Source organism: Deinococcus arcticus, assembly GCF_003028415.1.
Lineage (GTDB): Bacteria > Deinococcota > Deinococci > Deinococcales > Deinococcaceae > Deinococcus > Deinococcus arcticus.
The window spans coordinates 207,517-228,183 of sequence record NZ_PYSV01000004.1 but is presented as its reverse complement, the minus strand read 5'-3'; the positions used below and the strand labels follow the sequence as shown (position 1 = coordinate 228,183).

24 protein-coding genes and 1 tRNA gene are annotated in these 20,667 nt (G+C 65.5%); 14 read left to right on the top strand and 11 right to left on the bottom strand.

Annotation, left to right across the window (positions count from 1 at the left end):
- Positions 1–98: 98 nt before the first annotated feature.
- Positions 99–1,931, top strand: a complete 1,833-nt coding sequence (locus C8263_RS06200) for an acyl-CoA dehydrogenase C-terminal domain-containing protein (protein WP_107137240.1) — start codon at positions 99–101, stop codon at positions 1,929–1,931.
- Between the two features lie 225 nt (positions 1,932–2,156).
- On the opposite strand, the gene C8263_RS06195 is transcribed toward C8263_RS06200, so the two are convergent.
- From C8263_RS06195 to C8263_RS06165, 7 genes are all read right to left on the bottom strand, one after another.
- Complete coding sequence (locus tag C8263_RS06195; protein WP_107137239.1) at positions 2,157–2,819, bottom strand: winged helix-turn-helix domain-containing protein; 663 nt, start codon at positions 2,817–2,819, stop codon at positions 2,157–2,159.
- 224 nt (positions 2,820–3,043) lie between these two features.
- The gene (locus C8263_RS06190) at positions 3,044–3,523 is read right to left on the bottom strand and encodes a hypothetical protein (RefSeq protein ID WP_107137238.1); all 480 of its coding nucleotides are present in this window, start codon (positions 3,521–3,523) and stop codon (positions 3,044–3,046) included.
- 202 nt (positions 3,524–3,725) lie between these two features.
- A tRNA-Ala gene (locus C8263_RS06185) sits at positions 3,726–3,801 on the bottom strand.
- Between the two features lie 377 nt (positions 3,802–4,178).
- The gene (locus tag C8263_RS06180; RefSeq protein ID WP_107137237.1) at positions 4,179–4,577 is read right to left on the bottom strand and encodes an excalibur calcium-binding domain-containing protein; all 399 of its coding nucleotides are present in this window, start codon (positions 4,575–4,577) and stop codon (positions 4,179–4,181) included.
- Between the two features lie 64 nt (positions 4,578–4,641).
- On the bottom strand, positions 4,642–5,052 hold the full coding sequence (locus C8263_RS06175) for a hypothetical protein (protein ID WP_146160608.1): 411 nt from the start codon (positions 5,050–5,052) through the stop codon (positions 4,642–4,644).
- 10 nt (positions 5,053–5,062) lie between these two features.
- Positions 5,063–5,278 (bottom strand): hypothetical protein, encoded by a 216-nt coding sequence (locus tag C8263_RS06170; RefSeq protein ID WP_107137235.1) that lies wholly within the window; start codon positions 5,276–5,278, stop codon positions 5,063–5,065.
- A 20-nt stretch (positions 5,279–5,298) separates the two neighbouring features.
- On the bottom strand, positions 5,299–5,616 hold the full coding sequence (locus C8263_RS06165; protein WP_107137234.1) for an immunity protein CdiI family protein: 318 nt from the start codon (positions 5,614–5,616) through the stop codon (positions 5,299–5,301).
- A gap of 58 nt (positions 5,617–5,674) precedes the next feature.
- On the opposite strand from C8263_RS06165, the gene C8263_RS06160 reads away from it, so the two are divergent.
- Both C8263_RS06160 and C8263_RS06155 read left to right on the top strand, forming a co-directional pair.
- On the top strand, positions 5,675–5,911 hold the full coding sequence (locus tag C8263_RS06160) for a ribbon-helix-helix domain-containing protein (protein WP_107137233.1): 237 nt from the start codon (positions 5,675–5,677) through the stop codon (positions 5,909–5,911).
- On the top strand, positions 5,902–6,249 hold the full coding sequence (locus C8263_RS06155) for a type II toxin-antitoxin system PemK/MazF family toxin (RefSeq protein ID WP_107137232.1): 348 nt from the start codon (positions 5,902–5,904) through the stop codon (positions 6,247–6,249). Before C8263_RS06160 ends, C8263_RS06155 begins: the two co-directional genes overlap by 10 nt.
- Positions 6,250–6,550: 301 nt before the next feature.
- Here the strand turns inward: C8263_RS06155 and C8263_RS18860 are convergent, their stop codons facing one another.
- Both C8263_RS18860 and carB read right to left on the bottom strand, forming a co-directional pair.
- Positions 6,551–6,868, bottom strand: a complete 318-nt coding sequence (locus C8263_RS18860) for a hypothetical protein (RefSeq protein WP_146160607.1) — start codon at positions 6,866–6,868, stop codon at positions 6,551–6,553.
- Positions 6,869–6,947: 79 nt separating this feature from the next.
- On the bottom strand, positions 6,948–10,022 hold the full coding sequence (carB, locus tag C8263_RS06150) for a carbamoyl-phosphate synthase large subunit (RefSeq protein ID WP_107137231.1): 3,075 nt from the start codon (positions 10,020–10,022) through the stop codon (positions 6,948–6,950).
- A gap of 279 nt (positions 10,023–10,301) precedes the next feature.
- Here carB and C8263_RS06145 point away from each other — a divergent pair, with 279 nt between their 5' ends.
- Entirely contained in the window at positions 10,302–11,519 is a 1,218-nt protein-coding gene (locus tag C8263_RS06145; protein ID WP_107137230.1) for an MFS transporter, read from the top strand.
- 36 nt (positions 11,520–11,555) lie between these two features.
- Here the strand turns inward: C8263_RS06145 and C8263_RS06140 are convergent, their stop codons facing one another.
- Complete coding sequence (locus C8263_RS06140) at positions 11,556–12,170, bottom strand: LysE/ArgO family amino acid transporter (protein ID WP_107137229.1); 615 nt, start codon at positions 12,168–12,170, stop codon at positions 11,556–11,558.
- Between the two features lie 39 nt (positions 12,171–12,209).
- Positions 12,210–13,307, bottom strand: coding sequence for a GGDEF domain-containing protein (locus C8263_RS06135; RefSeq protein ID WP_107137228.1), 1,098 nt, complete (start codon positions 13,305–13,307; stop codon positions 12,210–12,212).
- A 266-nt stretch (positions 13,308–13,573) separates the two neighbouring features.
- On the opposite strand from C8263_RS06135, the gene C8263_RS06130 reads away from it, so the two are divergent.
- The 10 genes from C8263_RS06130 to C8263_RS06090 all read left to right on the top strand — a co-directional run bounded on the left by C8263_RS06130 (position 13,574) and on the right by C8263_RS06090 (position 20,646).
- Positions 13,574–14,044: a hypothetical protein gene (locus tag C8263_RS06130; RefSeq protein ID WP_107137312.1), complete on the top strand. Its 471-nt coding sequence runs from the start codon at positions 13,574–13,576 to the stop codon at positions 14,042–14,044.
- 304 nt (positions 14,045–14,348) lie between these two features.
- Positions 14,349–15,602, top strand: a complete 1,254-nt coding sequence (locus tag C8263_RS06125) for an argininosuccinate synthase (protein WP_107137227.1) — start codon at positions 14,349–14,351, stop codon at positions 15,600–15,602.
- Between the two features lie 2 nt (positions 15,603–15,604).
- Positions 15,605–16,045, top strand: a complete 441-nt coding sequence (locus tag C8263_RS06120) for a DinB family protein (protein WP_107137226.1) — start codon at positions 15,605–15,607, stop codon at positions 16,043–16,045.
- Positions 16,042–16,542, top strand: coding sequence for a GNAT family N-acetyltransferase (locus C8263_RS06115; protein WP_107137225.1), 501 nt, complete (start codon positions 16,042–16,044; stop codon positions 16,540–16,542). Before C8263_RS06120 ends, C8263_RS06115 begins: the two co-directional genes overlap by 4 nt.
- Positions 16,539–17,015, top strand: coding sequence for a GNAT family N-acetyltransferase (locus C8263_RS06110; protein WP_233218672.1), 477 nt, complete (start codon positions 16,539–16,541; stop codon positions 17,013–17,015). Before C8263_RS06115 ends, C8263_RS06110 begins: the two co-directional genes overlap by 4 nt.
- On the top strand, positions 17,012–17,647 hold the full coding sequence (locus C8263_RS18855; protein ID WP_146160606.1) for an SMI1/KNR4 family protein: 636 nt from the start codon (positions 17,012–17,014) through the stop codon (positions 17,645–17,647). Before C8263_RS06110 ends, C8263_RS18855 begins: the two co-directional genes overlap by 4 nt.
- Positions 17,644–19,047 carry an argininosuccinate lyase gene (gene argH / locus C8263_RS06105; protein ID WP_199188326.1) on the top strand — a complete coding sequence of 468 codons (1,404 nt, stop codon included), beginning with the start codon at positions 17,644–17,646 and terminating at the stop codon, positions 19,045–19,047. The genes C8263_RS18855 and argH overlap by 4 nt, the downstream gene beginning before the upstream one ends.
- A gap of 4 nt (positions 19,048–19,051) precedes the next feature.
- The gene (locus C8263_RS06100) at positions 19,052–19,537 is read left to right on the top strand and encodes an HIT family protein (RefSeq protein WP_107137223.1); all 486 of its coding nucleotides are present in this window, start codon (positions 19,052–19,054) and stop codon (positions 19,535–19,537) included.
- Between the two features lie 53 nt (positions 19,538–19,590).
- The gene (locus C8263_RS06095) at positions 19,591–20,079 is read left to right on the top strand and encodes a GNAT family N-acetyltransferase (protein ID WP_107137222.1); all 489 of its coding nucleotides are present in this window, start codon (positions 19,591–19,593) and stop codon (positions 20,077–20,079) included.
- A 114-nt stretch (positions 20,080–20,193) separates the two neighbouring features.
- Entirely contained in the window at positions 20,194–20,646 is a 453-nt protein-coding gene (locus C8263_RS06090; protein WP_107137221.1) for a GNAT family N-acetyltransferase, read from the top strand.
- Positions 20,647–20,667: the final 21 nt, after the last annotated feature.

Here is a 20,667-nt window from a genome sequence, read left to right as displayed (position 1 = left end):
ACATGACATTCGCCCCGAATCGTTTTATACTCGGTTCAACTAACAGTGCCGGGTGGCGTCCCCCAGGGGCGAAACCCCACACACGGAGGACACCGACTATGCCCACGTACAAAGCCCCGCTGCGCGATATCAAGTTCCTGATGAACGAGCTGCTGGACGCCCCCAGCGAACTGGCCCAGATGCCCTATTACACCCAGAACGACACCGCCGACGCCGAGCTGCTGAGCCAGGTGCTGGACGAGGCCGCCCGGTTCGTGGAAGGCGAACTGGTGCCCCTGAACCGCGTGGGCGACCAGGAGGGCTGCACCCGCCACGACAACGGCGACGTGACCACCCCCACCGGCTTTAAAGCGGCCTACCAGAAGTACACCCAGGCCGGCTGGTCCGCACTGGACGCCGATCCCACCTACGGCGGCCAGGGCATGCCCCACCTGATCAGCAACGTACTGGTGGAGATGATGAACAGCGCCAACGTGGCCTGGGCCATGTACCCTGGGCTGTCGCACGGGGCCTACGCAGCTCTGCATGCGGTGGGCAGCGACGAGCTGAAAACCCTCTATCTGCCCAAGATCGTTTCGGGCGAGTGGACCGGCACCATGTGCCTGACCGAGCCCCACGCCGGCACCGACCTGGGCATGATCCGCACCAAGGCCAGCGAGAACGGCGACGGCACCTACGCCATCACCGGCACCAAGATCTTTATCTCGGCCGGCGAGCACGATATGGCCGAGAACATCGTGCACCTTGTGCTGGCCCGCCTGGACGGCAGCCCCGAGGGGACCAAGGGCATCTCGCTGTTTCTGGTGCCCAAGTTCCTGCCCACGGCCCAGGGCGGCGTGGGCGAGCGCAACGGCGTGGTCTGCGGCTCTATTGAGCACAAGATGGGCATTAACGGCAACGCCACCGCTGTCCTGAACTTCGACGGCGCCCAGGGCTGGCTCGTTGGCGAGGTGAACAAGGGCATGAACCACATGTTCATCATGATGAACGCGGCCCGGCTGGGCACGGGCCTTCAGGGCCTGGGCCTGGGCGAGGTGGCCTATCAGAACGCGCTGGCCTACGCCAAGGACCGCACCCAGATGCGCCACGAGCCCCGCGTGAACCCCGCCGAGCAGGCAGACCCCATCATCGTGCACCCCGACGTGCGCCGCATGCTGCTGACCGGCAAGGCCTACAGCGAGGCCGGGCGCGCCATGGCCATGTGGCTGGCCCTGAGCCTGGACACCGAGCACCACCACCCCGACGAGGCCCGGCGCAAGGAAGCCGCCGATCTGGTGGCGCTGCTGACCCCCATTGCCAAGGCCTTCATGACCGACAACGGCTTTAACATCGCCGTGCAGAGCCAGCAGGTCTTCGGCGGTCACGGCTACATCCAGGAATGGGGGATGGAGCAGTTTGTCCGTGACGCCCGCATTGGTCAGATCTATGAGGGCACCAACGGCATTCAGGCGCTGGACCTGCTGGGCCGCAAGATCCTGATGGACGGGGGCCGACGCCTGCAGAAGCTGGCCGGCACCCTGCAGGCCTTCGCCGAGGAACACGAGGGCGACGAGCACATCGGCGACTACGTGAACCAGCTGGGCAAGGCCGCGCAGCAACTGGGCAGCCTGACCATGGTGATTGGCCAGAAAGCCATGGGCGAGGGCGGCGCCGACGAGGTGAACGCGGCGGCGGTGGACTACCTGCGCTTCTTCGGGCACGTGGTGTACGGCTACCTGTGGGCCCGCATGGCGAAAATTGCCCACGACAAGATGGACGCCGGGCAGGACAGGGACGGCTTCTATCTGGCCAAGGCGCAGACCGCCAGGTTCTACTTCGCCAAGCTGTTCCCCGAGACCAAGGCGCTGGCCGCCACCATCAAGGCCGGCAACGAAACCCTGGCCGTGGATGACCGCGCTGTGTTCGGCTGGGAACAGCTGGTCACCGCGTAAGCAACAGAGGCCACGGACAGGGGGCACGCCGTTGACTGGCGTGCCCCCTGCTTCTTGCCTTGTCCTTATACGGCTTCCGAAAAATTCCGGAATGTGTTCCGGAATTTTTTCGACCGGAGGGAGAGGGAACAAATGCGGATTTCCGGGCATTGGGCTGGAACAGCGCCGAAGGCGGGGAACATCCCCCTTCTTCCCGGATGGTACGGAAATGGACGGCAGTCCGTATTACTGGTCTGCCCCCAGAAAGCTGTTGGTGGAGCGCGACAGGCTGCGGCCAGGCTTGTCCCCGGCGTGGAAGGTCAGCACGGCCAGCGTGCAGGGCGCCCCGCCCTCACTGTGGCCCTCGGCCTGCGCTTCTTCCAGCAGGGCGCTCAGGGCCCGGGCCAGGCGCCGGTACCGTTCAGGTGTCAGGTGCACTGTCAGGCGGTCCAGGTGCGCGGGGTGGCCCTCGGGGCTGGGTGCATCGGGCGGGGTCATGCGTGGGGCCGGGTGTGTGGCGTCCCCAAAACCGTACACGTCCTCTTCACCGGCATGCAGGGTGGCCCACGACCGGCTGTAGGCGCCCAGAAAGCCCTCACTCAGTTCGCGCAGGTCGGCCGTGCCGTTGCCCTGGGGGTCTTCTGGGGGCAGGAGCCAGCTGGGCACCCGGAACTCCCGCGCCGTCAGCTGAAAGTACACCCGGCCGCCCCCGCGCCGCTGCTGGAACAGCAGCCCACAGTCAGCCAGCCGCCGGGCATGGTGGTGCACAAGGTTGGCCGCCATCCCCAGGCGCGGTGCCAGTTCGCTGGGCGATTGCGGCTGCACAAACAGCCCCAGGAACGCGTGGTGCTGCCTCAAGGTGCGGGCGGTGGCCGGGTCCGTGACGGTGCAAGAAGCCTGCTGGGTCATGCCCCGCAGTGTGAAGGGCCGCGTTTCAGTCTGCCAGAGGGCGGGCTGAAACGTGACCCTTCAGACGAGTTCCGAACAACTCCGTACTACATGACGGAATTGTTCTGACCGGACGAACTCGCAGCGGTGCGGAGCAGGAAAAGAGACGGATGGCCGAGAATTGGAGAAACGTCCCCCTTCTTCCCGGATATGACGCAAATGGACGGAATTCGTATCAGATGGTTTTACAGGCCCGGAATGGGCACAGCCACCGGCCGGATGGGCTGGCCCTGATCCTGCGCCGTATTCAGCAGCGTGTTCATACGGCGGTTGAGGTCATGAATCCCGGCCTCGTTGAAGCGGCCGCGTTGCAGATCGCTGCCGACCACACCCAACGACTTCCCGAAGCCTGGCAGCAGCGAGCCAATCTTCTGCAGGAAGGGGTCTTGCGTGTTGCGCGTCATCTTGATCGCGGCATTGACCTGATAGGCCGCGAAGCCCAGCGCCAGCCCCGCCTTGACGATGTTGGCCCGCTGGCCGGGAGCACCCACCTGAAACTTGTACTGGCGGTAGGGTTTCCAGACCCAGGTGTTGAACGCGTAGTAGGCCGCGCCCAGATGAAAGACAAACTTGGCCTTTTCGGCCACGGTGGCCTGCGCCTGCTGGGCAGGGGCCGCCACCAGCAGCGCGCCGGCCAGCAGAACGGACGTACGAAGTCGGGTCATGACGTCAGTCTGGCGGCCCAGGCAGCGCTGCCAGATGAATGAACGTTGCAGACCCCTGAAGCTGCGCTTGCCCGGGTCTTTAGGCAGTGCCCACGGCCAGGGCCTGCGCCGCCCGGACCACAAGGGCCGGGGGCAGGTGAAAGCCACGCCGCCCAATTACAGAGAAACCCGGAGGATTGTTCCTCCGGGCTCGGTCTGGTTCTGGTGGAGCTGAGGGGATTCGAACCCCTGACCTTCTGAATGCCATTCAGACGCGCTCCCAACTGCGCCACAGCCCCTGACGCCTCAGGGCTTGCGGAATGTAGCACCGGGCCTTTGGCTGTGTAAAGGGGGCGGCGCCTGATCTGATACGGACTCCGATAGAATCGTTTCTGCAAACGATTCAATTCGAGCGGACTCGGAGAGCTGCTTCGCAGAGTGAGCAGGAGAAACGCGGGTTCCGGGCGTGGAGTTAAGGACGTTGCCCCTCACGTTACGACTGTTCAGGAGAGCACCGCAAAGTCTCCACGCCCGGTGCAACGTCCTTTTTTCGAGACTCGCTCTGTGGCGCCGCTGTTCCAGTCCGCTCGGTTGATCGGGGGCTTGGCAGCGAGCGACTTGGCAATCCGGTTCTGTGCCGGATTGTGGGCGTTACAGACGGAATCCGTATGAGAGCTCAGCGCTCGCCGGCGTCGCAGGCCAGCCCGTTGCGGTTGCGGTCCAGGCCCACCCGGTAGCCGGGGGTGCCAATGCGCAGCGGCGCTGCGCCGGCCTGGCGCATGGCCTGACAGGTGGCAAAGAAACGCGTGCCCTCGCCCGAAAGCGGCGCGCTGCTGGTCACGGGCCGCAGCAGGCTGCGTGCCATGTACCCGCCCCGCCCCTGGTACGTGGTGCGGCACCAGTCCCCCTGGCAGGCCACAGTCAGCAGACGGCCCTGGGGCACCACGGCCACCACAGCGCCCGACAGGGACGGCGCGCGGCGAAGGTTGGCGGTTGTGGTGGTGACCGCAGAGGCAGCCTGTGCGGCACCCAGCAAGGCCAGCGCCAGGGCTGAAGCCTGAAGGAGGGTCTTCATGTCCGGCAGCCTGACAACCGGCAGCTGACGGCGGGTGAAGGGAGGTTGAAGAGGAGCAAGGGGCTTACCACTCGAACCAGACAACAAAGCGAACAGGATGGCCATTGGTCTCGTGAACCTGCGCAAAAGCTGACCAAGCCGCCACCGTGTCCGTTTCGGTGTAGCCGTCATAGGCGTGCAGGGGTACTCGCTCAAGGTCTTCGGCACTCAGCCAGAGGCGAGCGTCCATGAGTTTCGAAAGCTCTGCGCTGCTGAACCACGTGGCCCCGAAAATTTCCTGTGGGTACGCGGCAAGGCGAGCGGCGTAGCGGTCTTGAAAAGATTCAAAAACGTCCTCAGGAAGTCCCCGTTCCTTTAGGCCCGCACCTTGCAGGGCGAGGGCAAACCGCCGTGCCGTGCCGATTTCAAACGTGGCGACTGGCCACCAAGTCTGCCCAGCATTCAGGCTGTATTCCGCTTGAATCTCTGCCGTCATGCTCATGGCTTCACGTCTCCGTAGCGCCTCTGGCCATGATGGGTTCGCGCTCCACCATCTTCAGGACTCGCTCCAGCCTGGGGGCGACTCTTTCTGGGTAGGTCTGGCGGCGCAGAAATTCAATTTCAGCCAGGCGTTGCTGGGGCGTTTTCGCCCAGTTGGCTTCCTGGTCAGCGCGGGCCGCGTCCTCACGGGATGTCAGGGTGAGTGTCCTCAGCAACGTCATGAACCCATGATAGAGCTGCGCTAGAGGCGCCGCCGCTCGTCCACCACCTCAAACCCTGGCCCCAGCGCTGCCCGCAACCGCTCCAGCAGCGCATCCGCCTGCTCCTGAAAGTCCCGCTCGTCCTCCGCTGTCCATGGGGACGGCCCGCCGGGGTTGTTCCAGTCAATGCCCGTATCCCAGAAAGTGGTTAGGCGCTCTACCTCGGCCACCAACTCGGGCGGAAGGGGGAGGGCCTGGGCTTCCACAGCAAGTCCGTGACGCTCCTCTGTGGCTGCATCGCCCGCCCACAGGCAGATGCCAGAGCCGGTGTCGAAGAGAAAGCGCAGGCGGGAGGGCATATGCGTAAAAGTATCGCGCTGCCCACTCGCTTAATCGTATGCGCTTTAGTATGCAAATATGACATACGAAACTGCGCAGCGTATCACAGCCAGTCTGCCGCCTCACCTGGCCGCCTTTGTCGACGAGTACCAGCAGCGCACAGGCACCAGCAAGAGCGAAATCATTGCGATGGGGCTGCGCGCCTTAAAGGAGCAGCTGCTGGCCGAGGAATACGCTGAATATGCCCGGTCTGGTGAATTTGTGGACCTTGAAACAGGCGACGGGCTGGACAATGAGGCGGCCCAGTGGCAATAGGGCTGATTCGTCGGGGCGACATCTACCTTGTCAATTTTGCTCCAGCGAGGGAGAACGAGGCGGATAGCCTGAGACCAGCCGTGATTGTCACGAACAACGCCGCCAACGCGCAGAACGTTGTTGTGACTGTCATTCCGCTGACCACCAATGTTGAGCGCGTGTATCACTTTCAGTTGCTGCTGCCGAATCAGCGAACAGGTTTAGACCACGACAGCAAGGCGCAGGTTGAGCAGATTCGGAGCGTGGCCCTGAGCCGCGTGAGGAAACGGCTTGGGCAAGTGCCCGCCGATTTGATGACGGAACTGGACGGGAAGATGAGGCTACATCTGGGGTTGTAGGACTACCAGAAAGGGCTACGCGCGCTTGTTCAGGCCGCAGCAAAAAAGCGGAGGCAAGGAAGTTATGCTTCTCCGCCAATTTCACCGTTGCCCGGTGTACTCATGCTGCCCGCGCCATCAGTGCAGGCGGCACGGGCTTTTCCCCGTCTGGCGCTCGTGTTCCTGACGCTGGGCGTGGGCGTCCTACATCTGCTCGGCTTCGTTCCCTTTATCAGTCACGGGCGGAGGGTAGGGGAGGGGCTGTGAAGTGCGTAATGGCCGAGTTAGAGGAAGAGTGCAGAAAAGCTAGATTTCCACCCTATTAGCTGGCCTCAGCAAAGAACCAGACTACCCAACGAACTTTACGTCCAATACCTGTTTGTCCTTCCGCAAATCGCTTCCACCATCGAACAGACAAGTGATTTTGCTCGCTCTCGTCTGGCGTTTCAAGAAGAGTATCCAACTCATCGTCCAAAAACCATGTTTCCCCAATTAGTTTTTTAGCGGGTTGAAGCTTAGCGTATTCTAGATCACCTGCGTATTCCTGCGTCAAGCATGCGCCTAAATCTGCGGGAAGGCCTCGTTCAGCGGAGCCAGCCCATTCCACGGCTTTCTCAAGCCACACGGAATCGACGGGCATGCTGGAAAAGGACACGGGCAGCCAGGTGCTCTCCTCCCCTCCCTGAACTTCACATCGGAGGCAGGCTTCTAGAGGCATCTCAGATGTTGACCCACTCCTGCAAGCTCTGCACGCCCAGCACCTCACTCTTCACGGCCCCAATCGCCTTCGCCGTCCACTCCGCGCCTTCTCTCGTGCTGACAATCGGCACACCGCGTTCCAGAGCAGTTCTCAGCAGTGGGCTGCCGGTGGTGTCTATCAGCAGGGCAGGCAGTTCCTGGCCGTTCTGTTCCCGAATCACGTTCAGGCCGGCCTCTGCCAGCGCCTTCGCCACGTCATCCAGCCCGTCGCCCATCACCAGTGCCGTGCCCTGGGTGGGCAGGTAGTTCTTCGCGCCAATCTGCGCGCGGTAAAAGGCGCGGTAGGGGTCGGCGTCTATGCCCATGCTCTCGCCCGTGCTTTTCATCTCTGGCCCCAGCACCGGCACCACACCCGCAAACTTCAGGAACGGCAGGTGCACTTCCTTCACCGAGTACATGCCCGGCGTGGGCGTCTCGGTCAGGCCAATCTGCTCCAGCGTGTGCCCCACGGCAATCCGCGCGGCACTCTTGGCCAGCGGGTGGTTCACGGCCTTGGAGACAAACGGCACCGTGCGGCTGGCGCGTGGGTTGGCTTCCAGAATGTAGGCTACCCCGTCCTTGACTGCCCACTGCACGTTCATCAGGCCCTTCACGCCCAGTTCCAGTGCTAGGCGCTCGGTGTCGGCCTTCACGCGGGCCAGCAGCTCCGGCGAGAGGTTCACGGGCGGCAGGATGCACGCGCTGTCCCCGGAATGCACCCCGGCGGCCTCTACATGTTCCATGATGCCCGCGACCACGGCCTTCTGCCCGTCACACAACGTATCCACATCCAGCTCCAGCGCGCCTTCCAAGAACTGGTCCAGCAGGATGCTAGGCTGGCCTTCCACGGCGGCGTAGACCTCGCTGAGGTAGGTGGTCAGTTCTTCCATGCTGCGCACGGTGCGCATGGCGCGGCCCCCCAGTACATAGGAGGGGCGGGCCATCAGCGGGAAGCCCAGTTCGGCGGCCAGAGCAGCGGCCTGCTCGGGCGTTTCGGCCACCTTGCCCCTGGGCTGCGGCAGGCCCAGGCGTTCGCACAGGGCGTTAAAGCTGGCGCGGTCCTCGGCCTCGTGAATCGTTTCGGGGCTGGTGCCAATGATGGGGGCGCCCGCGTCGGCCAGTTTTTTCGCCAGTTTCAGCGGCGTCTGCCCGCCCAGCTGCACGATCACGCCCACGGGCTGCTCGTGTTCCACGATGTTCATCACATCTTCAAAGGTCAGCGGCTCGAAGTACAGGCGGTCGGCGGTGTCGTAGTCGGTGCTGACCGTCTCGGGGTTGGAGTTGATCATGATGGTTTCAAACCCGGCTTCCTGCAGCGCCCACACAGCATGGACGGTGGCGTAGTCGAACTCCACGCCCTGCCCAATGCGGTTGGGCCCGCTGCCCAGAATCACGACCTTGGGCTTGTCGGTGGCCCGCACCTCGTCCTCCCACTCGTAGGTAGAGTAGTGGTAGGGCGTAAAGGCCTCGAACTCGGCGGCGCAGGTGTCCACGGTCTTGTACACCGGCAGGGCCTTGGCGGCCTTGCGCAGCTCGCGTACCTGCAACTCGCTCAGACCCACGATCTCGCCAATACGCGCGTCCGAAAAGCCCAGGCGCTTCACCTCGCGCCAGAGTTCGTACTTCCACTCGGCAATGGGGCCCAGGTCGCTCAGTTCCTTCTCCGCGTCGGTGATTTCCTTCAGCTGCGACAGGAACCATGGGTCAATCTTGGTGGCGTCAAACAGGGCCTCTGTGCTCTCGCCCCGGCGCAGCAGTTCCAGCACGGCCTCCAGACGGCGGGGGTTGCCGTACAGCAGGCCGCGCAGGCCCTCGTCGCTCATGGCGGCAAATGCGCCGCGCACGTCAGATTCCACGCTCCGCAGCGCCTTTTGCAGCGATTCCTTGAAGGTGCGGCCAATCGCCATGACCTCGCCCACGCTGCGCATCTGGGTGCCCAGGGCGTCGCTGCTGCCCGGAAACTTCTCGAAGGCAAAGCGCGGAATCTTGGTCACCACGTAGTCAATGCTGGGCTCAAACGAGGCGGGCGTGGACCGCGTGATGTCATTTTTCAGCTCGTCAAGGTGGTAGCCCACCGCCAGCAGCGCGGCAATCTTGGCAATAGGAAAGCCGGTGGCCTTGCTGGCGAGCGCACTGGAGCGGCTCACGCGGGGGTTCATCTCGATGACGATCACGCGGCCGTCTTTGGGGTCCACTGCAAACTGAATGTTGCTGCCGCCCGTGTCCACGCCAATCTCGCGGATAATGGCCAGAGACTGGTCGCGCAGGCGCTGGTATTCCACGTCGCTGAGGGTCTGCGCCGGGGCCACGGTGATGGAGTCGCCGGTGTGCACACCCATTGGGTCAAAGTTCTCGATGGACGTGATGATCACCACCGTGTCGGCGGTATCGCGCATCACTTCCAGCTCGTATTCCTTCCAGCCCAGGATGGATTCCTCCAGCAGCACGCTGGTCACGGGGCTGTCGCGCAGGCCGCCTTCCGTGATCGCCAGAAACTCTTCGTAGCTGTGCGCAATCCCGCCGCCCGTCCCGCCCAGGGTGAAGGAAGGCCGGATCACGATGGGCAGGCCGATTTCCTTCTGGTACTCGACCGCTTCTTCCATCGAATGGACCATCTGGCCCTTGGCGGTGGCCACGCCGATTTTCTTCATGGCGGCCTGAAATTCCTCGCGGTCCTCACCCTTTTTGATGGCGGCGGCGTTGGCGCCGATCAATTCCACGCCAAATTCTTCCAGGGTGCCGTTGTGAAACAGGTCCATCGCCAGGTTCAGCGCCGTCTGACCGCCCAGGGTAGGCAGCAGGGCGTCGGGGCGCTCCTTTTCAATGACCTTGCGCACGAACTCGGGCGTCAGCGGTTCCAGGTAGGTCGCGTCGGCCAGGTCGGGGTCGGTCATGATGGTCGCCGGGTTGCTGTTGACCAGCACCACCCGGTAGCCCTCGCCCTTCAGCGCCTTCAAGGCCTGCGTGCCCGAATAGTCGAACTCGGCCGCCTGCCCAATCTGGATGGGCCCGCTGCCGAGAATCAGGATGGTCTGGAGGTCAGTACGCTTAGGCATTCCAGAGAACGAGCGTAACACGGTTTGCGGCGGGGCGGGGTGAGGCAGCATGCAAACTTATGCAGGCATGCGGGACAGGTGAGGCCCGGCTGCGCCACCTGGCCTATCGCACCTGCTCTGGCGGAGCCCCTATGCTGCCTCCATCCCGGACCCATGGGCGTGATTCACCATGTCAACCCTGAACTGACCCCCTCCATTTCAGAAGCCACTGCGGGCCCCTGCCGGGCCACGCGCCGCTTCACGTTGACGCGCTGAACATTCACTCCCCGAGGTTTTGACATGCTCCATTCTTCCCGCGCGCTGCGGGTTTATCTGGTCACCGAGGCCGTCATGGCCGCTGCGTTTGCCCTGGCGTATACGCTGCAAGGGCTGTATTTCGTTCAAACCGTGGGCCTGGCGCCCTTTCAGCTGCTGCTGGTGGGGGCGGCGCTGGAACTCTCGGCGTTCGTGCTGGAGGTGCCCACGGGCGTCCTGGCCGACGCCTTTTCGCGCAAATGGTCGGTGGTGCTGGGGTGCGCGGCGCTGGGCGCGGCGATGCTGCTGGTGGGCTCGTTTCCCGTCTTTGGGGTCATTCTGGCCGCGCAGGTGGTCAGTGCCGTGGGCTACACCTGCCTCAGCGGCGCGCATGAAGCGTGGCTGGCCGACGAACTGGGCGAGGACCGCTTGGGCGGGGCCCTGCTGCTGGGCGGGCAGTACGCCCGCGTGGCCGGGGTGGGGGGCATCCTGGGGGCCGCCGCACTGGCCGCGCTGGGCGGCCCCGCGCTGTGCATCGTGGTGGGCGGGGGTACGCTGCTGGCGCTGGCCGCCTTTCTGGCGCTGAAGATGCCGGAGCAGGGCTTCACCCGCGCCGCCCCCAGCGAGCGACCCACCTGGGCTGGCCTGACCGCCCCGCTGAGGCAGGGCGTGCGCGAGGTACGGGGCCGCCCGGTCCTGATCCTGCTGATTGCCGCAGCGGCGCTGTACGGCGCCAGCACCGAGGCCCTGGACCGCCTGAACGAGTTTCTGTTGCTGCGCGAAACGGGGCTGCCGGGGGGCCTGAGTGCCGAAGGCTGGTTTATTGCCCTGGCGCTGACGGGCTCGGTGCTGGGGTGGGCGGTGCTGGAACCGCTGCGCCGCCGCCTGGACCTGAGCCAGCCCCGGCAGGTGGCGCGTACCCTGCGCGTGGTGCTGGGCCTCAGCGTGGTGGCGCTGCTGGCGTTTGCGCTGGCCCCTGGGTTTGGGTGGGCGGCGGGCGCGTTGCTGGTTCACGGTGTGCTGCGGGGCCTGTACAGCCCGCTGTATTCGGCGTGGCTGAACCAGGGCCTGCCCAGCGGTTCGCGCGCCACCATCAACTCCTTTGCCTCACAGGCCGACGCGCTGGGGCAGGTGAGCTGCGGGCCGCTGTTCGGGCTGGCGGGCAACCTGTGGGGCGTGCGGGCGGCGCTGGCCCTGGCCGCGCTGGTGCGCCTGCCGACCCTGGCCCTGCTGAGCCGTGCGGGAAAGGGGGAATTGCGGTGAGGCCTGGCGGAGGGCCACTCCGGGCGGCGGCCACGCCTACCCCTGGAGTCCCCACAACAAACCGGCAGCTGTCACCAGCAGCGTCACCCCAATCAGGGCGTCCAGTACCCGCCACGCCTGCGGCCGGGCCATCGCCGGAGCCAGGGTCCGCCCGGCCAGCGCCAGCGTGAAAAACCACGCCCACGACGCCAGAATGGTGCCGCCCAAGAAGGCCAGCCGCCCCGCACTGTTCAGGCCCGCGCTGGCCCCGCCAATCAGAACCACCGTGTCCAGCAGGGCATGGGGGTTGAGCAGGCTAAAGCCCAGGGCCGTGCCCACGATCTGCCGGGGCGTGGCCGAGGCTGGCCCGCCTGCCTCCAGCCCCGCCGCGCCGCCCGCCCAGGCCGAGCGCAGGGCGCGCAGGCCATACCACGTCAGAAAAGCCGTCCCAAACAGCGTGCCGGCCGTAACCAGCACGGGCACGCGCGACAGCCAGCTCCCCAGCCCCAGCACGCCCAGCGCAATCAGCATGCTGTCGCACAGGGCGCAGGCCAGGGCAGCCAGCAGGGCGTACTGCTGCGTCAGGCCCTGGCGCAGCACAAAGGCGTTTTGCGGGCCAATGGCCACGATCAGGGACAGGCCCAGGGTCAGGCCGCGCAGGAAGGAAGGCACGGGGCACAGGATAGGCGGGCGCCTCTGGCCCCGTTCCCCTCAGGCCGCGATGGTCACGGTGTTGCGCCCGGCGTGCTTGGCACGGTACAGGGCCTCGTCGGCGCGGCGCAGCAGCAGGTCCGGCGAGTCGTGAAGCGAGGCCGGCGCCACCCCGCAGCTGATGGTCACGGGGCCCACCTGCGGGTGGCGTTCGCGGCTCAGGGCGTCGCGCAGCCGCTCGGCCACGGTCAGGGCGGCGTCTGCGTCGCCGTCCACCAGAATCAGAAATTCCTCGCCGCCCCAGCGCCCGGCGCGGTCACGCTGGCGCAGGCAGCGGCGCAGCACCTGCGCCACGCGCTGCAGGGTCTGGTCGCCCACCTCGTGCCCATAGGTGTCGTTCACGCGCTTGAAGTGGTCCAGGTCAAACAGCACCACGCTCAGTGGCTGGTGGCTCACCTGCGGCAGGGCGCCCTGCAGCCACGTGGTCAGCTGGCGGCGGTTGGGCAGCCCGGTCAGGGCGTCCTGGTGGGCCAGGCTGGCCTCGTGCCGGGCGGTGACCAGCGCGTGGACGTAATGCTGCAGCAGGCGCTGCTGCAGGGCCAGAAAGGCGATAAAGGTGGCATGAACCAGGTAGGTCTGCAGCAGGGTGTTGCCCAGTGCCGCGCGCAGCGCCGGATGACTGCCCGGGCTGAGGCTGAACCCCACGCCCACCAGCAGCAGGCCCCCAAACTGGGTCAGGCTGACCCCCAGCGCCGCGCGGGTGGGCAGCACCAGAAACGCCGCCAGATACGTCACGATCATCCAGGGGGCGTACCCCCCCAGCCCGTTCATGCTGGGCGGGCTGTGCAGCGTCACGTACAGCCGGAAGATGGCCGCCCCGATTTCCAGCAGCAGCTCGGTCAGCCCGATGGCCAGAAAGTGGCGGGGCCAGCGCCACAGCCACACCATGAAGGCCACATTCTTCAGGATAATCACGCTCAGGGCCAGCCGGTCGGCGTCGCTGAAATCATTGCCCACCTGCGCCAGCAGGGTAAAGGCACTCACAAACACGCCGCAGGCCAGCAGGGCCAGCAGCCCGCCGCGCCGGTAGGCGAATTCGGCAGTATCGGGGGCCGGGGGACGCAGGGCGCGCCGCCAGCGCCGGGCCAGGGTCTTCACGGGACGTTCAGGGGCGAGGCGGAAAGGCACCCGCACAGGGCAACGCAGAAGCAGAAGCACGCACCAGACCGCCACCGACCCACCACAGGGGGGCAGGGGCACATGGGCGCACTCTAGCGTGGCGGCCCTGACAGAGCCCTCACCCGGGGCCGTGTAAATGTTCACGGTGGAACGGGCACTTCCTTAAGAATTGGCCAAGCCTCCCGGCAGAATTGCCCAGAGTCAGGCCACCTGAAACTGTGAGCCTCGCCTCTATGCTGCGGAGCATGAAGAAGACCCTGTTTGGCCTGCTTGCCCTGAGTGCGCTGTCCACGGCCGCCGCCGCCACCTCGGTGGGGGCCTCGGTGGGCTCTGGCGTCAGCCTGCACCTGCAAAACGACCTGACCTCGTCCTCGGCCATGCGCTACAGCCTGAATCTGAACGCCACGAACTTTAATTTTAATCGCCTGTCAGTGGGCGGCAGCGTGGACTACCTGGCCGATTTCAATGCCAACGACGCGGCGCTGGGCGGCCTGAACCCCTACTACGGCATCGGGCTGGGCGCTGAGGTGGGCCTGGGCGCCGGGTCCAGCATCAGCCTGACGCCCCAGGGCACCCTGGGCCTGCGCTACAACGTCACCCCGCCCCTGAGCATCTTCGTGGAAGGCAGCCTGGGCGTGAAGGTGACGGTGGGCGCGGGCGGCGGCGTGGCCCCCGCTGGCAACGCCCGCATTGGCCTGAACTACCGCCTGCCCTGAACCCAGGGCGGAGCCCCCACCGAGACCCAGCCGCCGCGCTGGGTCTTTTTGTGGCCCCCGCCAGAGGGTCCGCCGCTGGACACCACGCTTGACCCCTCTGGCCCCCCTTGCTACCCTGATTGCATAGCTATGCGTCTGTAGCGCATATCCATACAGAAACACCATGCCCACCCTGACCGCCCGACGTTAACCCTGCCTGAACCGCCCCCTCGCTGGGCGTGTTCGGGCAGCGCGTTGCTGACGCCGGGTCGGGTCCCGTATGGCCTGACGATGCGGCCTTCACACAGACAGGAGAGAATGAACCATGACCAAGGAGCACTCAGCAGGGACGCGGCAGAAAATCGTGCTGGCCTACAGCGGCGGCCTGGACACCTCCATCATTCTGAAGTGGCTGCAGACCGAACAGAATTACGATGTGGTGGCCTTTACCGCCGATCTGGGCCAGGGGGACGAGGTGGAGGAAGCGCGCGTCAAGGCCCTGAACACGGGCGCCGTGGCCGCCTACGCGCTGGACCTGCGCGAGGAATTCGTGCGCGACTACGTGTTTCCCATGTTCCGTACCTCCGCGCTGTACGAGGGGTTTTACCTGCTGGGCACCTCTATTGCCCGCCCGCTGATTGCCAAGAAGATGGTCGAAATTGCCGGGAAAGAAGGCGCGGTGGCCGTCAGCCACGGGGCCACCGGCAAGGGCAACGATCAGGTGCGCTTTGAGATGACCGCCTACGCCCTCAAGCCCGACATCGTGACGGTGGCGCCCTGGCGCGACTGGACCTTTCAGGGCCGCGCCGATCTGGAAGCCTTTGCCCACGAGCACGGCATTCCGGTTCCCACCACAAAAAAAGACCCCTGGAGCACCGACGCCAACCTCCTGCATATTTCCTATGAGGGCGGCATTCTGGAAGACCCCTGGGCCGAACCGCCCGCGCACATGTTCAAGCTGACCGCCGACCCCCAGCAGGCCCCCGACGAGCCGGAATATGTGGAAGTCGAGTTTGAGGCCGGGAACCCGGTCGCCATCAATGGTGAAGCGCTGTCCCCCGCCGCGCTGCTGGCCAGGGCCAACGAACTGGGGGGCAAGCACGGCGTGGGCCGCCTGGATCTCGTGGAAAACCGCTTTGTGGGCATGAAGAGTAGAGGCGTGTACGAAACGCCCGGCGGCACGCTGCTGTATCACGCCCGCCGCGCTGTGGAAAGCCTGACCCTGGACCGCGAGGTGCTGCACCAGCGCGACCAGCTGAGCCCCAAATACGCCGAACTGGTCTACAACGGCTTCTGGTTCGCCCCGGAGCGCGAGGCGCTGCAGGTATACTTTGACCACATCGCCGCCAGTGTGACGGGCACCGCGCGCCTGAAGCTGTACAAGGGCAACTGCGTGGTAGTGGGCCGCAAGGCGCCGCAGAGCCTGTACGACAAGGACCTCGTCTCGTTTGAGGCAGGCGGCGACTACAACCAGCACGATGCGGGCGCGTTTATCAAGCTGAGTGCCCTGCGCATGCGGGTGCAGGCGCGTGTGGCTGCCAGGGCAGAACAGCCCGACCAAGAGCCCGCGCAGGTCTGAGGATGCCCAGCCTGTCTGCTGCCGTGGCCCAGCACCTGCCGCTGCTGTCGGCCCTGACCGAGGCGCAGGCTGCCCACATGCCTGCCCCTGGGGTCTGGAGTGCCAGGGAGATTCTGGGCCACCTACTGGACTCTGGGGTGAACAACCACGCCCGCTTTGTGCGGGTCAGTGCCGAGGACGGCCTGAGCCTGCCGGGGTATGACCAGACCCTGTGGGTGCAGCGCGGCGGGTATACCGCCCGGCCCTGGGCCGAACTCGTGGCGCTGTGGGCGGCGTATCAGGAACAGCTGGCGCACCTGATCGAGGCGCTGCCACCGGCCAGTCTGTCGCACACCGTCCGGATTGGTGGCGGTGAACCCGTCACCCTGCGTTGTCTGACCGAGGACTATGTGGCGCACCAGCTGCACCACCTCGCGCAGATTCCAGGGCGGGTGGGACCATGACTGGGGCGGGTTGGCCCATCCGCCGCGCCGTTCCCGGTGACGCCCCCGGGATTGCCGCCCACCGCGCCCAGATGTTCACCGATATGGGGGACCTGACGCGAGAAGCCGCTCAGGCGCAGCTGGGCCTGTGGGCAGACTGGTTGGCTGGGGCAATTGAAAAGGGCGAGTACGTGGGCTTCGTGGCCGAGCAGTCGGGGCAGCCGCTGGGCAGTGCGGGGCTGATGTTTCACCCCAAGCCGCCCACCACCGAGGACCCGGCCACCCTGCGGGCCTACGTGCTGAACGTCTATGTGGCTCCCGAAGGCCGCCGCCAGGGCCTGGCAGAGGCGCTGATGCGCGCCGTGCTGACCGAGGTGGAGACGCGGGGGCTGCGGACAGTCACGCTGCACGCCTCGGCCCAGGGCCGCTCTATCTATGAACGGCTGGGCTTTACCGAGGCCCCCCACCCCGAACTGCGCCTGATTCTGGGAAACCCTGCCACGGAGACCAGGGCGTGACCGTACGCCCCGTCAACCCCGAGGACATCGGCACCTTTCACGGCCTGATGATGGCTGCCGGCATGGACCCCCGCAGCAGCTGGAGCCGCACGACCCCGGCCGACCTGGAACGGTCACTGTTCTTGCCCGGTGCGGGCGGATTTCTGGCCGTGGGGGCTGGGGGAGAGGCCCTGGGCTGCGTGGGCTACCGCCCGGACGGCGAGGCGACCCTGACCCTGAACAAGCTGGCTACCCGCCCGGGGGCCCGGGGGCAGGGTGTGGGCCGCTTGCTCGTGCGCGAGGTGGAGCATGTGGCGCGGATGGGTGGGTATGAACGAATTTTGCTGGCCGTCAGCCAGTACAACCTGGACGTGCTGCCGTTTTACAGGCGACTGGGCTACGTGCGCTGCGATGAGCCGTATGCCCACGCCCACCCCGCCAGCCCGCCGCCCGTGGTGCTGGTGAAAGAGGTGCGCGGGGAGCAGACACCATGAGTCGTAGGAAAGATGTGTGGCGCCTCCTTCGAACAGAGCTGGAAGCGGTTGCCGCTTTACGTGGTTGCGAGCCCCATCAAAGATTAAAAGGAGCGGGCAGCTTCTTACAGGTCGAACCACGCCTGTCTGAGCAAGCATTGAGTCAGATGCAAGAGGAAATCGGAGTGGAACTCCCGGACAGTTACGCGCAGTTTCTCACTGAATTTGGCAACGGATTTTCCTCTTCTGGATACTTCATAAGTGGCGTGCTGTCTTTACAAGAGGCTACTCGTTCTATCTGCTGGGATATGAGAACTGACTTCCCTCACACTGCTGTATGGACCCCTGATGTTGAAAGTGTCTCAGATCAACTGCGCCCAGGAGAGCCGGAACGAGAGAACGTGGCTCAATGGATGGATTGGTATTTCGATGATGCTCATCTTTGCGGTTCTTTGACGATAGAAGACATGGGATGCGGCTACTACCGCCAGCTCATTGTTTCGGGATCAGGACGCAATCAACTCTGGGAAAACCTTCCAGCAGCTGATTGCGGCATCGTACCCACTATGTTTCAAGGTGCCATAGCTGAATTCTCTTCGTATTACGAGCACGCTATAGAGCAAATACTCAAAGATTTAAGGGGAAGAGCGTGACCCAACACGATAAAAAACTCTGGGGCGGCCGTTTTGCCGAGGCCACCGACGGGCTGGTGGAACTGTTCAACGCTTCTGTCGGCTTCGACCAGCGCCTTGCCGAGCAGGACATTCAGGGCTCGCTGGCGCATGTGGCGATGCTGGGGCAGGTGGGCATTCTGAGTGCCGGGGAAGTGGAGCAGATTACGGATGGGCTTCACGCTGTCCTGACCGACATCCGCGCCGGCACCTTCGAGTGGCGCCTGGACCGCGAAGACGTGCACATGAACGTGGAAGCCGCCCTGCGCGACCGCATTGGGCCGGTGGCGGGCAAGCTGCACACCGCGCGCAGCCGCAACGATCAGGTGGCGGTGGATTTCCGCCTGTTTACCAAGCAGGCCGCCCTCGATCTGGCTGAGAAAATCCGCGCCCTGCGGGCCGTGATGCTCTCGGAAGCCGAAAAACACCTGCCCGGCGAGGTGATTCTGCCCGGCTACACCCACCTGCAAGTGGCGCAGCCCATCTTGCTGTCGCACTGGTTCATGGCCTATGTGGCGATGCTGGAACGCGATGAAGGGCGTTTTCGTGACGCCGCCGCGCGCATGGACGAGTCGCCGCTGGGGTCCTCGGCGCTGGCGGGCACGCCCTGGCCCATTGACCGCCACGCCACGGCCGCCGCACTGGGGTTTGCCCGGCCCACCGCCAACAGTCTGGACGGCGTGGGCAGCCGCGACTTTGCGCTGGAATTCCTGAGCGCCGGCGCGATTCTGGGCGCGCACCTCTCGCGCCTCAGTGAAGAACTGATTCTGTACTCCACCTTTGAATTCGGCTTTCTCACGCTGCCGGACAGCCACACCACCGGCTCCAGCATCATGCCGCAGAAGAAAAACCCGGATGTCTCCGAACTGGCGCGGGGCAAGGCAGGGCGCCTTTTTGGCAACCTGATGGGCCTGCTGACCGTGGTCAAGGGTACGCCGCTGGCCTACAACAAGGATTTGCAGGAGGACAAGGAGGGCGTGTTCGACTCCTACGACACTCTCAGCATCGTGCTGCGCCTGTACGCCGACATGCTGCCCAAAACGGTGTGGCACGCCGACGTGACCAGGGCGGCGGCGGCGCGCGGGTATTCCACCGCCACCGATGTGGCCGACTTTCTGGCCCGGCAGGATGTGCCCTTCCGCGAGGCGCACGAGGTCGTGGGTGGGCTGGTGGGGCTGGCCAGCCGTTCGGGCCGCCAGCTGTGGGAGCTGACCGAAGAGGAACTGCGCGCCGCCCACCCGCTGCTGGGCGCGGAAGTGGCCCAGGCGCTGACGGTCGAGCAGAGTGTGAAAGGCCGTGCCAGTTACGGCGGCACCGCCCCAGAGCGGGTGCGCGAGGCAATCGAGAACGCGCGCCGGGCCCTGGAAGGGGAGAGGAGGTAACGCGGTGGACGTCACCATCGCCCTGAACGGCACGCTGCTGGCGGCCCGGCAGAAAGAGTGGGCCGAGCATCTGGCCGCGCCGCACGAGAATCCGCTGCTGCCCAACGAGGCTGGGCAACTGAACGGCAACGGCTTCACCCTGCAGAACGAGCTCTGTGTCTACAGTCAGCTGAAACCCGAATATGCCGAGGGCTTGCCTTACTCCGGCATCATCGTGACGAGGCGCCCCTGCGAGACCGTCTTTGACCTCACCCCCGAAGAAGCCAGCGCCGTGCACGCCCTGCTGGCCGAGGTCCGGGCGCATCTGGACGCCACCGTGAAGCCCGACGGCTACACCGTGGGCTGGAACGTCTACCCGGCGGGTGGGCAGCACATCCCCCACGTTCACCTGCACGTCATTCCGCGCTGGGCCACCGACGCCGCCGCGGGGGCCGGGGTGCGCTACTTCCTGAAAGCCGCAGCGAAGGCCGATCAGGCGCGACGACGATGACGGTGCCTGCCGCCCGTTCCCACCCGCCCCCCGTCTGCCCCCGGAGCCCTGTCATGACCCTGACCGATATGCACGTCAAACTGCGCCAGGCGCAGCCTGAAGATTTTCCCACCATTCTCGATCTGCTGGGCCGCTGCGGCCTGCACACCTCCAGCGTGACCCCGCAGGGCAGCACCTACTGGATTGCCGACCTGAACGGCGAACCCGGCGGCTGCATTGGCCTGGAACACGGCGAGGGGGTGTCGCTGATCCGGTCCACCGCCGTGCTGCCTGGGGCCCGCGCGCAGGGACTGGGCCGCGCGCTGGTGCGCAGTGCCCTGACACAGGCCACCCTGCGCGGTGATCGCCGCGTGTACCTGTTCAGCGAGGAAGCGGGGGACTACTGGCGCCGCTTTGGCTTCAGACCGGTCACGGCCGATGAAATCAGCGCGGCGCTGCCCGGGGCCCCGCAGGTGCAAAGCGGCCTGACCCGGGGCTGGATTCATGACGAACAGGCGTGGCGGCTGGACGTCCAGGCCGGCGCAGGAGAGGAGGGCGCGTGACGCACACCCGGCACCGCTTCCACAGGGCTTTGCGCTATGCTGCCGCCACGCACAACCTGTGTCATCCGGCGGTTTCTGTGACCCCGGCCCCGTCTCTTTCCCAAGGAGTCTTTCATGACCGATTCCAGTGTTCAGATTCGCCTGGCCAGCCCCACCGACAAGGACACCGTCTGCCGCGTGTTTCGCGAGGCAGGCCTGGACACCGACGCCGCGCTGGCCGAAGGCACCACCTACTGGGTGATGGAGCGTGGTGGGCAGGCCGTGGGGGCCATTGGGCTGGAACACGGCCAGGGGGCCTCGCTGCTGCGCGGCGCGGCCGTGTTGCCCGAAGCCCGGGGCGGCGGCCTGGGGCGGCGCCTGATCATGAGCGCCCTGGAATATGCCCAGGGCCGGGGCGACCGCACCCTGTACCTGTTTTCCAAGGGCGGCGACTGGACCCACTTCGGCTTTCAGCAGGTGCCCCTGGCCGTCGTGATGGGCGACATCCCCGACGCACCCCAGATTCAGGCCTACCGCGCCCGGGGCGATCGGCCGGGCGGCACGACCTGGATGCGTACGCTGGGGTAAGAGGGGCTGCGGAACGTAGGG

Coding starts and splice junctions, on each gene's coding strand:
- C8263_RS06200 (WP_107137240.1), top strand. CDS start 99: ATGCCCACGTACAAAGCCCCGCTGCGCGATATCAAGTTCCTGATGAAC.
- C8263_RS06195 (WP_107137239.1), bottom strand. CDS start 2,819: ATGACCCAGCAGGCTTCTTGCACCGTCACGGACCCGGCCACCGCCCGC.
- C8263_RS06190 (WP_107137238.1), bottom strand. CDS start 3,523: ATGACCCGACTTCGTACGTCCGTTCTGCTGGCCGGCGCGCTGCTGGTG.
- C8263_RS06180 (WP_107137237.1), bottom strand. CDS start 4,577: ATGAAGACCCTCCTTCAGGCTTCAGCCCTGGCGCTGGCCTTGCTGGGT.
- C8263_RS06175 (WP_146160608.1), bottom strand. CDS start 5,052: ATGACGGCAGAGATTCAAGCGGAATACAGCCTGAATGCTGGGCAGACT.
- C8263_RS06170 (WP_107137235.1), bottom strand. CDS start 5,278: ATGACGTTGCTGAGGACACTCACCCTGACATCCCGTGAGGACGCGGCC.
- C8263_RS06165 (WP_107137234.1), bottom strand. CDS start 5,616: ATGCCCTCCCGCCTGCGCTTTCTCTTCGACACCGGCTCTGGCATCTGC.
- C8263_RS06160 (WP_107137233.1), top strand. CDS start 5,675: ATGACATACGAAACTGCGCAGCGTATCACAGCCAGTCTGCCGCCTCAC.
- C8263_RS18860 (WP_146160607.1), bottom strand. CDS start 6,868: ATGCCCGTCGATTCCGTGTGGCTTGAGAAAGCCGTGGAATGGGCTGGC.
- carB (WP_107137231.1), bottom strand. CDS start 10,022: ATGCCTAAGCGTACTGACCTCCAGACCATCCTGATTCTCGGCAGCGGG.
- C8263_RS06145 (WP_107137230.1), top strand. CDS start 10,302: ATGCTCCATTCTTCCCGCGCGCTGCGGGTTTATCTGGTCACCGAGGCC.
- C8263_RS06130 (WP_107137312.1), top strand. CDS start 13,574: ATGAAGAAGACCCTGTTTGGCCTGCTTGCCCTGAGTGCGCTGTCCACG.
- C8263_RS06125 (WP_107137227.1), top strand. CDS start 14,349: ATGACCAAGGAGCACTCAGCAGGGACGCGGCAGAAAATCGTGCTGGCC.
- C8263_RS06120 (WP_107137226.1), top strand. CDS start 15,605: ATGCCCAGCCTGTCTGCTGCCGTGGCCCAGCACCTGCCGCTGCTGTCG.
- C8263_RS06115 (WP_107137225.1), top strand. CDS start 16,042: ATGACTGGGGCGGGTTGGCCCATCCGCCGCGCCGTTCCCGGTGACGCC.
- C8263_RS18855 (WP_146160606.1), top strand. CDS start 17,012: ATGAGTCGTAGGAAAGATGTGTGGCGCCTCCTTCGAACAGAGCTGGAA.
- C8263_RS06095 (WP_107137222.1), top strand. CDS start 19,591: ATGACCCTGACCGATATGCACGTCAAACTGCGCCAGGCGCAGCCTGAA.
- C8263_RS06090 (WP_107137221.1), top strand. CDS start 20,194: ATGACCGATTCCAGTGTTCAGATTCGCCTGGCCAGCCCCACCGACAAG.